Source organism: Aeromicrobium sp. CF3.5, from assembly GCF_051262695.1.
In the GTDB taxonomy this organism is placed as follows: domain Bacteria; phylum Actinomycetota; class Actinomycetes; order Propionibacteriales; family Nocardioidaceae; genus Aeromicrobium.
Genome location: NZ_JBIMEZ010000002.1, coordinates 409,109 through 427,120, shown reverse-complemented (window position 1 = coordinate 427,120; position 18,012 = coordinate 409,109). Strand labels below are relative to the sequence as shown.

11 protein-coding genes are annotated in these 18,012 nt (G+C 66.0%); 10 read left to right on the top strand and 1 reads right to left on the bottom strand.

Going from position 1 to position 18,012, the window contains the following annotated elements; all coding sequences use genetic code 11:
- The 10 genes from ACHAA3_RS05675 (at position 1) to ACHAA3_RS05630 (ending at position 16,836) form a co-directional block, all read left to right on the top strand.
- Complete coding sequence (locus ACHAA3_RS05675; RefSeq protein WP_435707978.1) at positions 1-1,446, top strand: MCE family protein; 1,446 nt, start codon at positions 1-3, stop codon at positions 1,444-1,446.
- Positions 1,443-2,516 carry an MCE family protein gene (locus ACHAA3_RS05670; RefSeq protein ID WP_435707977.1) on the top strand — a complete coding sequence of 358 codons (1,074 nt, stop codon included), beginning with the start codon at positions 1,443-1,445 and terminating at the stop codon, positions 2,514-2,516. The genes ACHAA3_RS05675 and ACHAA3_RS05670 overlap by 4 nt, the downstream gene beginning before the upstream one ends.
- Positions 2,513-3,514, top strand: coding sequence for an MCE family protein (locus ACHAA3_RS05665; RefSeq protein WP_435707976.1), 1,002 nt, complete (start codon positions 2,513-2,515; stop codon positions 3,512-3,514). Before ACHAA3_RS05670 ends, ACHAA3_RS05665 begins: the two co-directional genes overlap by 4 nt.
- Positions 3,511-4,770, top strand: a complete 1,260-nt coding sequence (locus tag ACHAA3_RS05660; RefSeq protein WP_435707975.1) for an MCE family protein — start codon at positions 3,511-3,513, stop codon at positions 4,768-4,770. The genes ACHAA3_RS05665 and ACHAA3_RS05660 overlap by 4 nt, the downstream gene beginning before the upstream one ends.
- Complete coding sequence (locus ACHAA3_RS05655; protein ID WP_435707974.1) at positions 4,770-6,251, top strand: MCE family protein; 1,482 nt, start codon at positions 4,770-4,772, stop codon at positions 6,249-6,251. Before ACHAA3_RS05660 ends, ACHAA3_RS05655 begins: the two co-directional genes overlap by 1 nt.
- Complete coding sequence (locus ACHAA3_RS05650) at positions 6,248-7,504, top strand: MCE family protein (protein WP_435707973.1); 1,257 nt, start codon at positions 6,248-6,250, stop codon at positions 7,502-7,504. The genes ACHAA3_RS05655 and ACHAA3_RS05650 overlap by 4 nt, the downstream gene beginning before the upstream one ends.
- The gene (locus ACHAA3_RS05645; protein WP_435707972.1) at positions 7,474-8,142 is read left to right on the top strand and encodes a hypothetical protein; all 669 of its coding nucleotides are present in this window, start codon (positions 7,474-7,476) and stop codon (positions 8,140-8,142) included. Before ACHAA3_RS05650 ends, ACHAA3_RS05645 begins: the two co-directional genes overlap by 31 nt.
- Positions 8,139-9,173: a hypothetical protein gene (locus ACHAA3_RS05640; protein WP_435707971.1), complete on the top strand. Its 1,035-nt coding sequence runs from the start codon at positions 8,139-8,141 to the stop codon at positions 9,171-9,173. Before ACHAA3_RS05645 ends, ACHAA3_RS05640 begins: the two co-directional genes overlap by 4 nt.
- Before the next feature lie 312 nt (positions 9,174-9,485).
- Positions 9,486-12,947: a DNA-directed RNA polymerase subunit beta gene (gene rpoB / locus ACHAA3_RS05635; RefSeq protein WP_435707970.1), complete on the top strand. Its 3,462-nt coding sequence runs from the start codon at positions 9,486-9,488 to the stop codon at positions 12,945-12,947.
- Positions 12,948-13,020: 73 nt separating this feature from the next.
- The gene (locus ACHAA3_RS05630) at positions 13,021-16,836 is read left to right on the top strand and encodes a DNA-directed RNA polymerase subunit beta' (protein ID WP_435707969.1); all 3,816 of its coding nucleotides are present in this window, start codon (positions 13,021-13,023) and stop codon (positions 16,834-16,836) included.
- 76 nt (positions 16,837-16,912) lie between these two features.
- On the opposite strand, the gene ACHAA3_RS05625 is transcribed toward ACHAA3_RS05630, so the two are convergent.
- Positions 16,913-17,995 carry an acyltransferase family protein gene (locus tag ACHAA3_RS05625; RefSeq protein ID WP_435707968.1) on the bottom strand — a complete coding sequence of 361 codons (1,083 nt, stop codon included), beginning with the start codon at positions 17,993-17,995 and terminating at the stop codon, positions 16,913-16,915.
- Between the last annotated feature and the right edge of the window lie 17 nt (positions 17,996-18,012).

The window sequence follows — 18,012 nt, the reverse complement described above, 5'->3', positions numbered from 1 at the left end:
ATGCCGCGTACTCGTCTGCTCGAGCGCAAGTCCTCCATCCGGGGACTCGGCGCCCTGTTCCTGGCCATGGTCGTGTTCTTCGTCTGGTTGACCTATGCCTTCTTCGACAAGAAGTTCGTCGACTTCGAACCGGTCACGGTCCGCGCCAGCAACGCTGGCCTGAGCCTGCCCGAGAACGCCGACGTCAAGCTGCGCGGTATCTTCGTCGGCGAGGTCCGTGAGATCAGTTCCACCGATGACGGCGTCGAGATCCTGCTGGCGATGAAGCCGGAGCTGCTGGACGACGTGCCCGAGGGTGTGACGGTGCAGATCGTGCCCAAGACCTTGTTCGGTCAGAAGTACGTCGACCTCATCCCACCCGAGACCCTCACCGGCGAGTCGCTGCAGGCGGGTGCAGTCATCGATCGTGCCGCGGTGCCGATCGAGGTCGAAGAGGTCCTCAACAACATCCAACCGTTGCTGACCGCTGTGAACCCCGAAGACCTGTCGTACACGCTGACCGCGCTGTCCGATGCCCTCAGCGGACGCGGCGAGCAGCTCGGCGACACTCTCGTGACCACCAACAGCTACCTCAAGAAGGCCAATCCCGACGTGCCACAGCTGATCGACGACCTGGTCAAGCTCGGCACCGTCGCCGACGGCTACTCCGACGCCCTGCCCGAGCTCGGTCGCACGCTGAGCAACGTGACCTTCACGGGCAACACGCTGGTGGCCAAGCGCGCCCAGCTGGCTGCGTTCTTCGACCAAGGAACGGCGTTGTCGAACACGTTGACGGACTTCACCTCGGCCAATGCCGAGAACATTCCTCGGCTCGCCTCCGACGGTCGGGTCACGTTGGACGTGCTGGCCGACTACGCGCCCACCTTCCCGTGCTTCCTGGCCAGCATGCGCGAGATCATCCCGCGCCTCGACAGTGCGTTCCGCGACGGAAGGCTGCACATCGACGCCCAGGTTCTCGCCCCGCAACCGCTCCCGTACGCCTCGGACGGATCGGAGAATCTCGAGGCGACCCAGCAGGACTTCGACGACGCGTCCCGGGGTCCGGCTCCGAGTCCTGGCAACGGGGTCCCGATCACGGCGGACAACGCGGCCACTCCGTCGTGCCTGGACCTGAACGAGATCGTCGGCAACCCCGAGGCGGAGCGGGAGTTGTCCTCGCAGGAGAACCCCTTCAGCATCCCGCCAGCGGTCTACGAGATCTTCAACGTGCAGAGCGATCACGGCAAGTTCGGCGACGTCCAGCCGTCCAACCGTCCTGCGGCCTCGTCCAACGCTCTGGTGTCGACGGTGCAGCCCAGCATGGGTGGCCTCGACACGCCGGCCGAACGTGAAGCGCTCAACACCCTGTTCGGCGCCCGCGTCGGCATGGACGCCGCCGACGTACCCGATGTCGCCTCGCTGATGATGAGTCCGGTGCTGCACGGAACGGCGGTGAGCGTGCGATGAGACTGAGTCGAATCCTGGACGCAGAGTCCTTCGCCGCACTGCTCAAGCTGGTCTTCTTCCTGGTCCTGACCGGGGGTGCGACTTTCATCTTGATGATCACGCTGGGCAATCTGAGCTTCAGTGAGCGCACCGAGTACAAGGCGGTGTTCGAGGACGTCACCGGCGTGGCCAAGGGCGACGACGTGCGGGTGGCCGGCGTGGCCGTCGGCGCAGTGAGCAAGGTCGAGGTCGTCGATCGCACCAACGCGCTGGTCACCTTCGAGGTCGATGCCGACATGCCGCTGACCCAGAACACGAACGCGCGCCTGAAGTTCCGCAACTTGATCGGCCAGCGCTACCTGTCCCTCGAGCAGGGTGCCGACGGGGCCGGAGCGCGGCTCGAGGCCGGCAGCACCATCCCGATGGACCGCACCCAGGAAGCGTTGGACCTCAACGTTCTGCTCGACGGCTTCAAACCGGTCTTCCAGGCGCTGTCGCCGGACGATTTGAACAAGTTCACCTTCGAGATCGTGAAGACCCTGCAGGGGGAGAGCGGCAACGTCGAGAGCCTGTTGGCCACCACCAGCTCGCTGACCAACACGCTGGCAGACCGCGACCAGCTGATCGGCGACGTGATCACCAACCTGTCCACGGTGCTGGACACGATCGGCGATCGCGATGAGGAGCTGACCGACACGATCGAGACGTTGCAGCAGTTCGTCACCGGTCTGAAGACCGACCGCAACGCGATCCTCGACTCCATCGACTCGATCTCCGAGCTCAGCAACGAGACCTCTGATCTGCTGGTCAAGGGCCGACCCGCCCTGACCGAGGACATCAAGCAGCTGAATGCGTTCGCCGGAGAGATCGGCACCGATCGCAACCTCAAGCTCATCACGGACTCGATCCAGGTCTTCCCCAGCAAGCTGACCAAGTTCGGCAACGCCGCCTCGAGCGGATCGCAGTTCAACTTCTTCTTGTGCGGACTCAGTGGCACGATCAACATCCCCGAGCTGGGACTCGACGAGGTCAACCTGGGCGTCCCCGGGGGCGGCTCACTTCCCGTCGGCGGAGCGAGGTGTGAGCTGTGAAGCCGTTCCGCGAACGCAATGCCACCATCATCGGCATCATCGGCCTGGCCATCATCGCCGCGTTGATGCTCGGCTCGTTCCGTGCCGATCAGCTGCCGATCATCGGCAGCGGGGACACCTACCAGGCCGAGTTCGGCGAGATCGGTGGCCTCGAGGAGGACAACGAGGTCCGCGTCGCGGGCGTCTCGGTCGGCAAGGTGACCGGCATCGAGCTCGCAGGCGACCGCGCCATCGTGACCTTCAAGATGGACACGGGGACCGAGCTCACGGCCGACACCACGGCCGACATCCGGGTCCGCACGTTGCTGGGTGCGGAGTTCCTCGCGCTGCAACCGGTCGGCGAGGGCACGCTCGAGGTCGGCGACACCATCTCGCTGGAGAACACTGATTCCCCGTACAACGTGGTCGAGGCGTTCTCCGAGCTCAGCACGACCGTGGGCGAGATCGACACCGATCAGCTCGCCGAAGCGCTCAGCACCGTCTCCGACATCGCCGCAGCCACTCCCGAGGAGTTCCAGGGTGCCATCCGCGGAGTCTCGGACCTCTCGGTCAACCTGGCCGCTCGCGACCAGCAGATCAACACGCTGCTGGTCAACCTCGAGAAGGTCTCCAGCGCGATCAACTCCAAGAACACCGAGCTGGTCACCCTGTTCGAGGACGCCGACGTGCTGTTCGACGCGATCAGCGATCGCCGCGACTCGATCAACCAGCTGCTGGTGTCCACGCAGACCATCTCGCGCCAGCTGCGAGCACTGGTGGCCGACACCCGCGCGGATCTCAAGCCGGCGCTGGACCGGCTCGACAACGTCACCGATGCGCTCGTGGCCAACAAGGAAAGCCTCGACCAGGCGCTGCTGAAGTACCCCGGGTTCCTCAACGTCTTCGCCAACGCCCTGGGTAGTGGCCCCTTCTTCGACACGTTCCTCGGTGTCCAGCCCGATGGCAGCGCGCTGCCAGGTCAGCTCGCCGATGCACTGCAACAAGGAGACAGCCAATGAGTCCCACCTCCTTGTCCGACCGTCTGACCGGCATCTCCAAGCTCTTGGCGGCCGCGGTGGCTGTCCTGCTGGTGGGCGCGCTGCTGCTGGCCGTGACGGGCCGCGACGGCAAGAGCTACGTCACCGTCGACTTCCCGCAGACCAACTCGCTGTACGAGGGGTCGGACGTCAAGATCCTCGGGGTGGCCGTGGGCCGCGTCGAGTCCCTCACACCGCGTGGTGAAGTCGTCCGCGCCAGGCTCTCGTACGAGGAGGGCGTCTCGCTCCCTGCCGACGTCAAGGCCGTCATCGTCTCACCGGCGATCGTCGGCGACCGTTTCGTGCAGTTCGCGCCCGCCTACGGGGGAGGGACGGCCCTGGAGGACGATGCGTTCCTGCCTGTCGACCGCACCGCGGTGCCGGTCGAGCTCGACACCATCTACAAGTCGCTCGACGACCTCTCCGTCGCACTGGGACCCGAGGGCGCCAACAAGGACGGTGCTCTGAGCCGCCTGCTCGACGACACGGCCGGGCAGCTCGACGGCCAGGGCGCTCAGCTCAACACGACACTGACCAACTTCGGCAAGCTCAGCACGACGCTGTCCAACAACAAGGAGGAACTGTTCGGCAGCCTGCGCGAGGTGCGCGACTTCGTCGAGCTGCTCAACCGCAACGATGACACGGTGCGTGCCTTCAACGACAGCACGGCGCGGGTCTCGACCGTGCTCGAGGGGGAGCGCCAGGACCTCGAGGCCACGTTGCGCGAGCTCAGCCTGGCGCTGGTCGACGTCAACAAGCTGGTCACCGACAACCAGGGCTCGCTGCGCGAGAACGTGACCAACCTGCGCGAGGTCACTCAGGTCCTGGCCAACCGCTCCGACCAGATCGAGGAGGCAGCGGTGGCCGCGCCCACGGCCCTGGCCAACGTGGCATTGGCCTACAACCCGAATTCGGGAACGCTCGACGTGCGCACCTCCATCGATCAGGTCATTGGTGACCTTCTGGGCGATCCCGTGCAGTTCCTGTGCGGTCTCCTAGGTGAGCAGCCCGGTGCGAACGGGGTGTGCGACGGGCTCAGTGAACTGATCGATGGGCTGGGTCTGCCCGATCTCATCGCCTCCTTGCTCGACGGCCTGGGTGGCGTCAACAACTCGCCCCCGCCGACTCCGGAGGACGCTCTCGGACAGTTCGCGGACATTCTTCAGCGCGCGGCCCCCTCCGAAGCCGTGTCGACTCAATCCCAGGCGTCAGTCGCCGACATGTTGGCGGTGAAGTGATGACCATCAAGCGACGACTTCAGATCTCGGCGGGCGCCGTGGCCGTGGCCGTGGGACTCAGCGGCTGCGGTTTCACCCCGTACGACCTGCCCCTCCCCGGCGGTGCCGATCTCGGCGACGATCCCTATGTGGTCACGGCCGAGTTCCGCGACGTCCTGGACCTCGTGCCGCAGAGCGGTGTGCAGGTCAACGACATCGCGGTGGGCAAGGTCACCGACATTCGGCTCAACGGGTGGAACGCGATGGTCACCCTCGAGATCAACGACGACGCCAAGCTGCCCGACAACGCGGTCGCCTCCATCCGTCAGACCAACCTGCTGGGCGAGAAGTTCGTCTCGCTGGAGGCGCCGGAGTCCGGCGCCACCGGTGAGCTCAGCGACGGCGATGCGATTCCACTGGCTCGCACCGGCCGCAATCCAGAGATCGAAGAGGTGCTGAGCGCCGCGTCCCTGCTGTTCAACGGAGGTGGCCTGGAGCGCACCAACACGATCGTCAAGGAGCTTAGCCAGACTTTTGATGGCAACGAAGCGGAGATCCGCGAACTGCTTGAGACGTCCAACACGTTCCTGGGTCAGATCGACGACAACAAGGAGGCGATCCTGACCTCGCTGGAGAAGGTCAACCGGCTCGCCATCACGACCAACAACCAGCGTGATGCCATCACCGGCGCCCTCGACGACCTGCCCGAGGCGTTGCGGGTGGTCAACGACCAGCGCGACGACCTCGTCGGTCTGCTGGAGGCACTCAACCGCTTGGGCGACGTGGCCACCGGAGTGATTCGCGAGTCCAAGGACGATGTCGTGGCCGACCTCAAGCTGCTGGTGCCGACGCTGACCAACCTGACGAAGTCCGCAGACGACCTCGCCTTCGACTTCCAGGCGCTGCTGACCTACCCGTTCACCGACGGAACCATCGGCTCGGGCGCCGATCTCGACGGCACCCGGAACAACCCGATCCCGGCGCTCGGTGAGTGCAATGCACCGGCAGGCAGCGGGGACAACACGGGCTTCTGCGTCGGCGACTTCGCCAATCTCGACGTCAGCCTCGACCTCAGCACCGACGTGCTCCAGTCTCTCCTCGAATCGCTCGACCTCGAGGGCCTTACCAACCTGCTGGAGGCGCTCGGTCTGGGCGCTCTGATTCCCGAGGGCGGCGCCACCGATGGCGCCGAGTCCGAGGCGGCACCCGATGACGAGGCGCAGGGCCAGGCGGAGTCCGACCCGAACATGGCCGAGCTGCAGCGGACCCTCGAGGGGCTGCGGCTCCCCGGCGCTGACGGTTCGTCCGGTGCACCCAGCCCCGGGGCGAACACCTCGCCTGACGGAGGCTCTCCGTCGCCCGACAACAGCTCTGACTCCGACTCCGGGTCCGGTGGTGGCCCGGTGTGTGGGCTGCTCGGTATGTGCCGCCCGGCCCCGACCAGTGGTGACGGTTCGCCGGATCTTGCCCTGCTCCTTCTCCAGCCGGCGGTGACACCGTGACCACCCGACTCACCAAGATCCAGCTGGTGATCTTCGCGATCATCACCCTCATCGGTGGCGCCATCGTGGGCGGGCGCTATGCCCAGCTCGACCGCCTCTTCATCGACCGCACGTACGAGGTGACGGCTCAGTTCAGCGACTCCGGCGGTATCTTCGCCGGCGCGCAGGTCACGTACCGCGGCATCGAGGTCGGCACGGTCGGCAAGCTCACCTTCACGCCCGCCGGCGTCGAGGTGCGCCTCGACATCGAGGACAGCGCGCCCGACATTCCCGCCGACCTGCTGGTCGTGGTGGCCAACAAGTCCGCCATCGGCGAGCAGTACGTCGACCTGCAGCCGCGGGGCCGTGGCGAACCGTTCCTCGCCGATGGGTCCGAGGTCACGCTCGCCAACACCCGCATCCCCATCGACACGACCACGCTGCTGCTCGACGTGAACGCACTGGTCTCCTCGGTGGACACCGACAGCCTGCAGACCGTGGTCTCCGAGCTCGGCCAGGCATTCGAGGGAGCAGGGCCCGACCTCAGCCGCATCCTCGACACCTCGAGCGAGTTCATCAACGCCGCCGACGACAACATCGACGTCACGCGTCAGCTGATCCGCCAGTCCGACCAGGTGCTGCAGACCCAGATCGACAAGCAGGACCAGCTCGGCACGTTCTCGGAGAACCTGGCGCTCTTCTCCGACACCCTGGTCGATGCCGACCCGGACCTGCGCCGGCTGCTCGACGACGGCACGGTCGCGGCCCGCAACACCGACGAGCTGGTCGCGGAGAACGCCGACGACCTCACGGTCGTCATCAACAACCTCATCACCGCCGGCAAGCCGCTGGCAGAGAACCAGCTGGGCGTCCGCACCATCTTCACGCTGTATCCGTACCTGTTGGAGGGCACATACAGTGCCCTCGCGGAGAAACCGGACGAGGACGGTGATGGCCAACCTGAGTACAACGCCCGGTTCGGCATCGTCCTGAACTCCCTCACCTCGCCGGTGTGTACGGCGCCCGGTGCCGAGGGGGCAGGACCTGAGAGCGACGGCTATCGCACGCGCCGGGACCCCAGCGATGTCACCGACCAGCTGTTTCCCTTCCAGCAGGGCCCGCCGCCTGTGAGCCCTGACTGTACGGTCGAGAACACCATTGCGCGTCAGCCGTCGAAGACCGACCTCGAGGTCAGGGATCTGAACCGGACGGCGCCAGCCGTCTCCGGAAAGGACGCTCTGTCGTGGATGTTGATCGACCCGGCCAGCCGGTGACCGCCCGTACCCCCACGTCCGCACCCGCCGTTCCCAGATTCGTCTGGATCGTCGGTGCGCTCGGGCTCGCGCTCGCCGTGGCCGGACTGGTGCTGTGGGTCGTGCCCTCACGGGCCGGTGAAGCGCAGGACAGTGCCACCGACAAGGCGATCATCTCCCGCGTCAACGACTTCGCGACGACCTACAACACCTATGATGTCGCCGATGTCGAGGGCTATCAGGAGCGGATGTCCGGTCTGCTGACCGCTGACTACAACGCCGACTTCGTCGAGCTGACCGACGCCCTGTTCGAGGCCATCGCCGACAAGGAGCAAAAGAGCGGTGACGCCGTGGTCAAGGACGTCGCGGTCCAGAGTGTCGACGACGACTCCGCGGTCGCGCTCGCCGTGGTCGATGCCCAGGTCACCAACACCGACAACGAGTCCGCCATCTTGCGCCAGTTCCGCTGGACGGTGAACCTGCAGCTCGTCGACGACGAATGGCGCATCTCGCAGTTCGAGTCTGTTGCGGCGCAGCCCGCCGATGCCGAGGATCCCGGGGCAACGCCTGACCCGGAAGCCACGCCGGATCCAGCCGCCACCGGCGAGACGCCAGCACCGGCGCCTTCCGCCGAACCCGATGCAGAGGACGGCCAGTGAGCGACCAGACTCCACCGCCGCCCCCGCGCCGCAAGATCGCCGGCGAGGCAGCGGCCCCCACGCAGCCCGCCCGCAAGGCGCCGACGCCGCGCAAGCGTCCGTCAGCGGCCAAGAAGACGGCGACCGACGAGACCCCGGCCGCTGCGACGACTCCGGCCGCGACGACTGCGGCGAAGAAGACTGCCGCCAAGAAGGCCCCGGCCAAGAAGGCCCCCGCCGCGAAGACAGCGGCGAAGAAGGCCCCGGCGAAGAAGGCTGCGGACAAGAAGGCCCCGGTCAAGAAGGCGCCGGCCAAGAAGGTTCAGCCGAAGAAGTCTCCGGCTTCGAAGGGTGCAGGTGCAGCGCCGGTGGCCGATGGGGCCGTCACCGAGGCGCCCAGCACTCCAGCCTCCAGCACTCCAGCCTCCAGCACTCCAGCCTCCAGCACTCCAGTCTCCAGCTCGATCGCCGCTACGACCACCCCAGCCACGAAGGCTCCAGCCACGAAGGCTCCAGCCACGAAGACGCTGGCCGCGAAGAAGCGAGTCTCGCCGACCCCGGGGTCCCGCCGCACCACGGTCATCACGGCAGGGGCGGCCCTGGTTTTAGTGGCCGGCGCCGTGATCGGCTGGTTCGGCCTGCAGCACTTCCTGGGGGAGTCGACCGAGGACAACCGGACCGAGGCGGTGGCAGCGGCCACCAACGCGGCCGAGACGATCTTCTCGTTCAGCTTCGACGACCTCGACGACCACACGGCCGAGTCCAAGGCGTTGATGACGCCGGCGTACGCCGAGCAGTTCGACCAGATTGCCCCGGCGCTCACCGACATCGCGCCGCAGCGCGAGGTCGTCGTCGAGGCGGTCGCCCGCAACGCCGCGGTGCTCCCGTGCGGCGACGAGTGCTCCGCCGACCGGGCTTCGGTGCTCGTGTTCGTCGACCTGGACCGCCGCACCCAGGACGATGACGCCTCCACGGTGTTCGGCAACCGGATCGTCGTCGACCTCGTCAAGGGCGACGGAGACTGGAAGGTCGGGGACATCCGCGCCCTCTGACGGCGAGCCAGCGCCGCATCGATGCTGCGTTCGGGCTGGAACGCGAGCAAAAGCGCGACACTTTTCCTTACTGTGACGCATTTGTCAAGACCCGGTGTTGCTTCGGTGTGGCGCGCGCGTTATGCTGAACTTTCGCGCTCTTCTCGTCATGCCCTCATTTAGCCTCATCGAGGGTGCCCTTGACCGGGGCCGTTTGGCGTGCGCACATATCGATTCCCCGCTCGTACCACCTGTTCACCGTAGATCGAACCGTAGCCCAGTATCACGCTGCAACCTGGTGCCACAGGTTGTGAGCCTTTGGAAGGACCCCTCTTGGCCGCATCGCGTTCCGCCGCAACCGTACAGCCCCGCCGCATCTCCTTCGCCAAGATCTCCGAACCTCTTGAGGTTCCTGAGCTTCTCGCTCTGCAGACCGAGAGCTTCGCCTGGCTGATCGGCGACGACTCGTGGAAGGCCCGGGTGGAGCAGTCGCTCGCCGAGGGCCGCACCGACGTCTCGACCCGGTCAGGTCTGGAGGACATCTTCGAGGAGATCTCCCCGATCGAGGACTTCTCGGAGACGATGAGCCTGTCGTTCCGCGATCACCGCTTCGAGCCGCCCAAGTACACGGTCGAGGACTGCAAGGATCGCGACGTCACCTACGCCGCGCCGTTGTTCGTCACCGCCGAGTTCATGAACAACGAGACGGGCGAGATCAAGAGCCAGACGGTCTTCATGGGCGACTTCCCGCTCATGACGGACAAGGGCACGTTCATCATCAACGGCACCGAGCGTGTCGTGGTGTCGCAGCTGGTCCGGTCGCCGGGCGTGTACTTCGAGCGTCAGGCCGACAAGACGTCGGACAAGGACGTCTACACCGCTCGCGTGATCCCGTCGCGCGGTGCGTGGTTGGAGTTCGAGATCGACAAGCGCGATCTCGTCGGTGTCCGTCTGGACCGCAAGCGCAAGCAGAGCGTCACCGTGCTGCTCAAGGCGCTGGGCTGGTCCGAGGCACAGATCCTCGAGGAGTTCGGCCAGTACGACTCGATCGCGCTGACGCTGGAGAAGGACACCCCGCAGACGCAGGATGAGGCGCTGCTGGACCTGTACCGCAAGCTGCGACCGGGCGAACCGCCGTCGCGCGAGGCCGCGCAGACCCTGTTGGAGAACTACTACTTCAACCCCAAGCGGTACGACACCGCGAAGGTCGGTCGCCACAAGATCAACCGCAAGCTCGGCGTCGAGGAAGCCTTCGACCAGCAGACGCTGACGATCGACGACATCGTCGCCGCGATCAAGTACGTCGTGGCCCTGCACGCCGGCGAGACCGAGATCGAGATGCCCGCGGGCACCACGATCGTCGAGGCCGACGACATCGACCACTTCGGCAACCGCCGCATGCGCACCGTGGGCGAGCTGATCCAGAACCAGCTCCGCACCGGTCTGGCGCGCATGGAGCGGGTCGTGCGTGAGCGCATGACCACCCAGGACGTCGAGGCCATCACGCCGCAGACGCTGATCAACATCCGCCCCGTGGTCGCCGCGCTCAAGGAGTTCTTCGGAACGTCCCAGCTCAGCCAGTTCATGGACCAGAACAATCCGCTCGCCGGTCTGACGCACAAGCGTCGCCTGTCGGCGCTCGGACCGGGCGGGCTGTCGCGTGAGCGCGCTGGCTACGAGGTCCGCGACGTCCACCCGTCGCACTACGGCCGCATGTGCCCGATCGAGACTCCCGAGGGACCGAACATCGGTCTGATCGGTTCGCTCGCGTCGTTCGCCCGAATCAACTCCTTCGGCTTCGTCGAGACGCCGTACCGCAAGGTCATCGACGGCAAGGTCTCCGACACCGTCGACTACCTGACCGCCACCGAGGAAGATCGCTTCATCGTCGCGCAGGCCAACTCGGTTCTCGCCGAGGACGGCTCGTTCGCCGAGGAGATGGTGCTGGTGCGCCAGCGCGGTGGTGAGGCCGAGCTGCTGGCCGCCCCGCAGGTCGACTACATGGACGTCTCCCCGCGCCAGATGGTGTCGGTGGCCACGGCCCTGATCCCGTTCCTCGAGCACGATGACGCCAACCGCGCGCTCATGGGCTCGAACATGCAGCGTCAGGCCGTCCCGCTGATCCGCAACGACGCCCCGCTCGTCGGCACCGGCATGGAGTTCCGTGCCGCCGTCGACGCCGGTGACGTCACGGTGGCCAAGGCCCCCGGCGTGGTCAAGGAGGTCTCGGCCGACCTGATCGAGATCACCCAGGACGATGGCGCCAACCGCACCTACCGTCTGGCCAAGTTCCAGCGCTCCAACCAGGGCACCTGCACCAACCAGCGCCCTCTGGTCGCGAATGGCCAGCGGGTGGAGATCGGCACGCCTCTGGCTGACGGTCCGTGCACTGAGGACGGCGAGATGGCGCTCGGCACCAACCTGCTGGTCGCCTTCATGCCGTGGCAGGGCCACAACTACGAGGACGCCATCATCTTGTCCCAGCGCGTCGTCCAGGACGACGTCCTCACCTCGATTCACATCGAGGAGCACGAGGTCGACGCCCGCGACACCAAGCTCGGACCGGAGGAGATCACGCGGGACATCCCGAACGTCTCCGATGAGATGCTCGCCGATCTCGACGAGCGCGGCATCATCCGCATCGGTGCCGAGGTCGGCAACGGTGACGTGCTGGTCGGCAAGGTCACGCCCAAGGGCGAGACCGAGCTGACCCCCGAGGAGCGCCTGCTGCGCGCCATCTTCGGTGAGAAGGCGCGCGAGGTGCGCGACACCTCGCTGAAGGTGCCGCACGGCGAGCAGGGCACCGTCATCGGCGTCCGCGTGTTCGATGCCGAGGAGGGCGACGAGCTCAGCCCCGGCGTCAACCAGCTGGTGCGCGTGTACGTGGCGCAGAAGCGCAAGATCTCCAACGGTGACAAGCTGGCCGGCCGGCACGGCAACAAGGGCGTCATCTCCAAGATCCTGCCCGTCGAGGACATGCCATTCCTCGAGGACGGCACCCCGGTCGACATCGTCCTGAACCCGTTGGGCGTGCCCGGCCGCATGAACGTCGGTCAGGTGCTGGAGACCCACCTCGGGTGGGTCGCCAAGACCGGCTGGGACATCGCGGACCTCAAGGACGAGTGGGCCGACCGGCTGCGGGAGATCGGTGCAGATCGTGCACCGGCCGACAGCAATGTCGCGACCCCGGTGTTCGACGGTGCGCGTGAGGACGAGATCCAGGGCCTGCTGGCCGCCACGCTCCCCAACCGTGACGGTGTGCGCATGGTCGGTCGTGACGGCAAGGCGCGGTTGCTCGACGGCCGCTCCGGTGAGCCGTTCCCCGAGCCGGTCAGCGTGGGCTACATGTACCTGCTCAAGCTGCACCACCTCGTGGACGACAAGATCCACGCACGTTCCACGGGCCCGTACTCGATGATCACCCAGCAGCCGCTCGGCGGCAAGGCCCAGTTCGGTGGCCAGCGCTTCGGTGAGATGGAGGTCTGGGCCCTGGAGGCCTACGGCGCCGCATACGCGCTGCAGGAGCTGCTGACGATCAAGTCCGATGACATCGCGGGCCGCGTCAAGGTCTACGAAGCCATCGTCAAGGGCGAGAACGTCCCTGAGCCCGGCATCCCTGAGTCCTTCAAGGTGCTGGTCAAGGAGATGCAGTCGCTGTGCCTCAACGTCGAGGTGCTGTCCAGCGACGGATCCGCCTTCGACATGCGCGATGCCGAGGACGACGTCTTCAGGGCGGCCGAGGAACTTGGCATCGACCTGTCGCGTCGTGAGCCCTCCAGCGTCGAAGAAGTCTGAGTTGCCGCAGAGCGCGGCCGCCCAGACCTCCCCAGAACAGAGAAATTTCGAGACACCAGGAAAGAAGCTCACTGTGCTTGACGTGAACTACTTCGATCGCATCCGCATCGGTCTCGCGACCGCCGAGGACATCCGAGGATGGTCCTTCGGTGAGGTCAAGAAGCCCGAGACGATCAACTACCGCACGCTCAAGCCCGAGCGTGACGGCCTCTTCTGCGAGAAGATCTTCGGTCCCACCCGGGACTGGGAGTGCTACTGCGGCAAGTACAAGCGGGTCCGCTTCAAGGGCATCGTGTGCGAGCGCTGCGGCGTCGAGGTCACCCGCTCCAAGGTTCGCCGTGAGCGCATGGGTCACATCGAGCTGGCCGCTCCGGTCACGCACATCTGGTACTTCAAGGGTGTGCCGAGCCGGTTGGGCTACCTGCTGGACCTGGCTCCCAAGGACCTCGAGAAGGTCATCTACTTCGCCGCGTACATGATCACGCGGGTCGATGAGGATGCTCGTCACCAGGATCTGTCGACCCTGCAGGACCGCATCGGTCTGGAGCGCAAGCAGCTCGAGGAGCGTCGCGACAACTCGGTCAACGACCGCATGAAGAAGCTCGAGGACGACCTCAAGGCACTCGAGGACGAGGGCGCCAAGGCCGACGCCAAGCGCAAGGTCAAGGACGGCGCCGAGCGCGAGGCCAAGCAGCTGCGCGACCGCGCCGACCGCGAGATCAACCGTCTGGACGAGGTCTGGGACCGCTTCAAGAACCTCAAGGTTCAAGACCTCGAGGGCGATGAGCTCCTCTACCGCGACATGACGTTCCGCTTCGGCAAGTACTTCGAGGGCCACATGGGTGCCGCCGCGATCCAGCGTCGCCTGCAGGACTTCGACCTCGACGCCGAGGCTGATCTGCTGCGCGAGATCATCGCGACCGGCAAGGGACAGAAGAAGACCCGTGCGCTCAAGCGCCTCAAGGTCGTCTCGGCGTTCCTGGCCAGCACCAATGCACCCGAGGGCATGGTCCTGGACGCTGTCCCGGTGATCCCGCCGGAGCTGCGCCCCATGGTGCAGCTCGACGGTGGCCGGTTCGCGACGTCGGACCTCAACGACCTGTACCGGCGCGTCATCAACCGCAACAACCGGCTCAAGCGTCTGCTCGACCTCGGTGCTCCCGAGATCATCGTCAACAACGAGAAGCGCATGCTGCAGGAGGCCGTGGACTCGCTGTTCGACAACGGCCGCCGCGGTCGCCCCGTCACCGGGCCGGGCAACCGTCCGCTCAAGTCCATCTCGGACATGTTGAAGGGCAAGCAGGGACGTTTCCGTCAGAACCTGCTCGGCAAGCGCGTCGACTACTCGGGCCGTTCGGTCATCATCGTCGGCCCGCAGCTGAAGCTGCACCAGTGCGGTCTGCCCAAGCAGATGGCACTCGAGCTGTTCAAGCCCTTCGTCATGAAGCGGCTGGTCGACCTGAACCACGCGCAGAACATCAAGAGCGCCAAGCGCATGGTCGAGCGTTCCAAGTCGGTCGTGTGGGACGTGCTCGAAGAAGTCATCACCGAGCACCCCGTGCTGCTGAACCGCGCGCCCACGCTGCACCGTCTGGGCATCCAGGCGTTCGAGCCGCAGCTCATCGAGGGCAAGGCCATCCAGATCCACCCGCTCGTCTGCTCGGCGTTCAACGCTGACTTCGATGGTGACCAGATGGCCGTGCACCTGCCGCTGAGCGCCGAGGCGCAGGCCGAGGCGCGCGTGCTGATGCTGTCGACCAACAACATCCTCAAGCCGTCCGACGGCCGACCGGTCACGATGCCGACCCAGGACATGATCATCGGCCTGTACTTCCTCACGCTGGAGCGTGCAGGACACATCGGCGAGGGTCGTGCGTTCAGCTCGGTCGCCGAGGCCACGATGGCCTTCGAGGCTCACGAGATCACGCTGCAGAGCCACATCTCGGTGCGCATCGACGGAACGACGCAGTCGACCACGCTGGGTCGCGCCATCTTCAACCAGGCGCTCCCGGTCGACTACCCGTACGTCAACCTCCAGGTGGGCAAGAAGGAGCTCGGCGTCATCGTCAACGATCTCGCCGAGCGCTATTCCAAGGTCGACGTCGCCAACGCGCTCGACGACCTCAAGGACACCGGCTTCCACTGGGGCACCCGCTCCGGTGTCACCGTTTCCATCGAGGACGTCGTCACGCCGCCGCGCAAGCAGGAGATCCTGTCCGGCTACGAGACGCAGGCCGCCAAGGTCCAGACCCAGTTCGATCGCGGTCTGATCACCGAGGACGAGCGTCGTCAGGAGCTCATCGAGATCTGGACCCAGGCCACGGCCGAGGTGTCTGCCGAGATGGAGAAGGGCTTCGACGAGGACAACCCGATCTGGATGATGGTCCACTCCGGTGCGCGCGGCAACATGATGCAGGTGCGTCAGATCGCCGGTATGCGTGGCCTCGTGGCCAACCCCAAGGGTGAGATCATCCCGCGCCCGATCAAGGCCAACTTCCGCGAGGGACTGTCGGTCGTCGAGTACTTCATCGCGACCCACGGCGCCCGCAAGGGACTGGCCGACACCGCACTGCGCACCGCCGACTCCGGATACCTGACCCGTCGACTCGTCGACGTCAGCCAGGACGTCATCATTCGCGAGGAGGACTGCGGCACCGAGCGCGGTCTGCCCAAGGTCATCGCCACGGCCCTCGACGACGGCCAGCTGGTCGCCGATGAGAACGTCGAGACGTCGGCCTACGCCCGTTCGGCCGCCACAGAGGTCACTGACTCCGAGGGCACCGTGCTGGTCGAGGCTGGCGGCGACCTCGGTGACGTGGAGATCGCGGCCCTGATCAGGGCTGGCGTCAGCCAGGTCAAGGTTCGTACGGTCCTGACGTGCGAGGCCAAGGCCGGAACGTGTGCCAAGTGCTACGGCCGCTCGCTGGCCACCGGCAAGCTCGTCGACATCGGTGAGGCGGTCGGCACCATCGCCGCCCAGTCGATCGGTGAGCCCGGCACCCAGCTGACCATGCGTACCTTCCACACCGGTGGTGTGGCTGGTGACGACATCACGCACGGTCTTCCGCGCGTCGTGGAGCTGTTCGAGGCTCGTGTCCCCAAGGGACAGGCGCCGATCACCGAGGCCGCCGGTCGCGTGGCGATCGACGACTCCGACAAGGGCCGCAAGCTGGTCGTGACCCCCGACAACGGCGAAGAGCCGTTCGAGTACCCGGTCACCAAGCGTGCGCGTCTGCTGATCTCCGACGGTGACCACGTCGAGGTCGGACAGCAGCTCACCCACGGCACGCCGAACCCGCAGGAAGTGCTGCGCATCCTCGGTGTCCGTCGGGCCCAGGAGCACCTGGTCGACGAGGTCCAGGAGGTCTACCGCTCGCAGGGTGTGGCCATCCACGACAAGCACATCGAGATCATCGTGCGGCAGATGCTGCGCCGCATCACCGTGATCGAGCAGGGCGCTGCCAAGCTCATCCCCGGTGACCTGGTGGATCGGGCGATCTTCGAGGAGGAGAACCGTCGGGTCGTTGCCGAAGGTTCCACCCCCGCCTCGGGTCGACCGGTGCTGATGGGCATCACCAAGGCCTCGCTGGCCGTCGAGTCCTGGCTGTCGGCCGCCTCCTTCCAGGAGACGACCCGCGTCCTGACCGACGCGGCGATCCACGGCAAGTCGGACTCGCTGCGTGGCCTGAAGGAGAACATCATCATCGGCAAGCTCATCCCGGCCGGTACCGGTCTGGAGCGCTACCGCAACATCAAGGTCGAGCCGACCGACGAGGCCCGTCAGGCCGCCTATGCCGTCACCGGCTATGGCGACTACGACTACGGCTTCGGCGGAGAGGCCGAGCCCGTGCTGCTCGACGACAGCGACTACTCGTTCCCGAGCAGCTGATCGAGCCGAACCGCTGACGAGTCACGGAGAACCGCTGACGAGTCACGTAGAACCACTGAGGAGTCACCCGCAGGCGTCAACGCGCTTGCGTAGGTGACTCCTCAGTGGTTTTTCGTGACTCGTCAGCGGGGACCTGGTCACGGCGGAAGAACCAGGTGAGCTTCGGCTCGAAGACTGGCGAGAAGATGCGCTTGACGATCGGCAGCATCAGCAGATTTGCCAGCGCGATGGCCGCAAGGATCGCGCCCACCGCCGAGATGGCCCCGAAGCCCTCCAGCGCTTCGAAGACGCCGAACTGCTGGTCGAGCAGGAAGATCACGTACCCGTGCAGCAGGTAGCAGTAGAAGGTGCGTTCGCCCAGGGAGCTGGTCCACGAACGCGCCCACGGCACGAGGGTCAGCGCGGCGAAGGTCAGCACGAAGCCGATCACGAGGAGCTCGGCGCGTTGCGTGATCCCTTCCCACGGAGTCGAGTTGAGCGGTGCCTCGTCGTACCGCGCCTTGTACAGCAGCCAGTCGCTGGTCCAGTTGCGCGAGTACAGATAGCACACGATGAAGCTGCCACCGAGCACGACGGCTGAGGCGATGCGCACGGGAGTGCGGCTCAGGCTGCGCAGCCGCTCGGGCGTCATGGTCAGACCCACGACGAAGAACGGCAGGAAGCCGAGAATCTTCGGCAGTGCCATCACGTTGGGCACCTCGATCAGACCGACCAGCAGCGAGATCACGATCGATGTCGTGATCGGGTATCTCAACGCCAGCCAGATCGGGGTCGTCAGGCGCCACACGAACAGAGCCGCGAGAAACCACCCGAGCCACTGCGGTGACAGCAGGGCGAGCGGGTCGGGAGAGCCCTCGTAGTGCCGCATCAGCAGCTGCAGCGTGGTCTCGATGATCAGGTACGGCACGATCAGGGTGCTGACGAGCCGGCGGACCTGGCGCTCGTTGCCGACGTATCGCTGCGCCGTGTAGCCCGAGACCAGGATGAACAACGGCATGTGGAACGAGTAGATCCACACGTACACCGAACGGGCGGAGTCCATGGCCGTGAACTGGGTCAGCGAGTGACCGATGACGACCAGGAGCATCACCCAGTAGCGGGCGTTGTCCAGGTAGGCCACGCGCTCGGTGGTCGCCGGGGGGTTCTGCTGGCTGTTCATCGTCTGCGAGTCTAGAG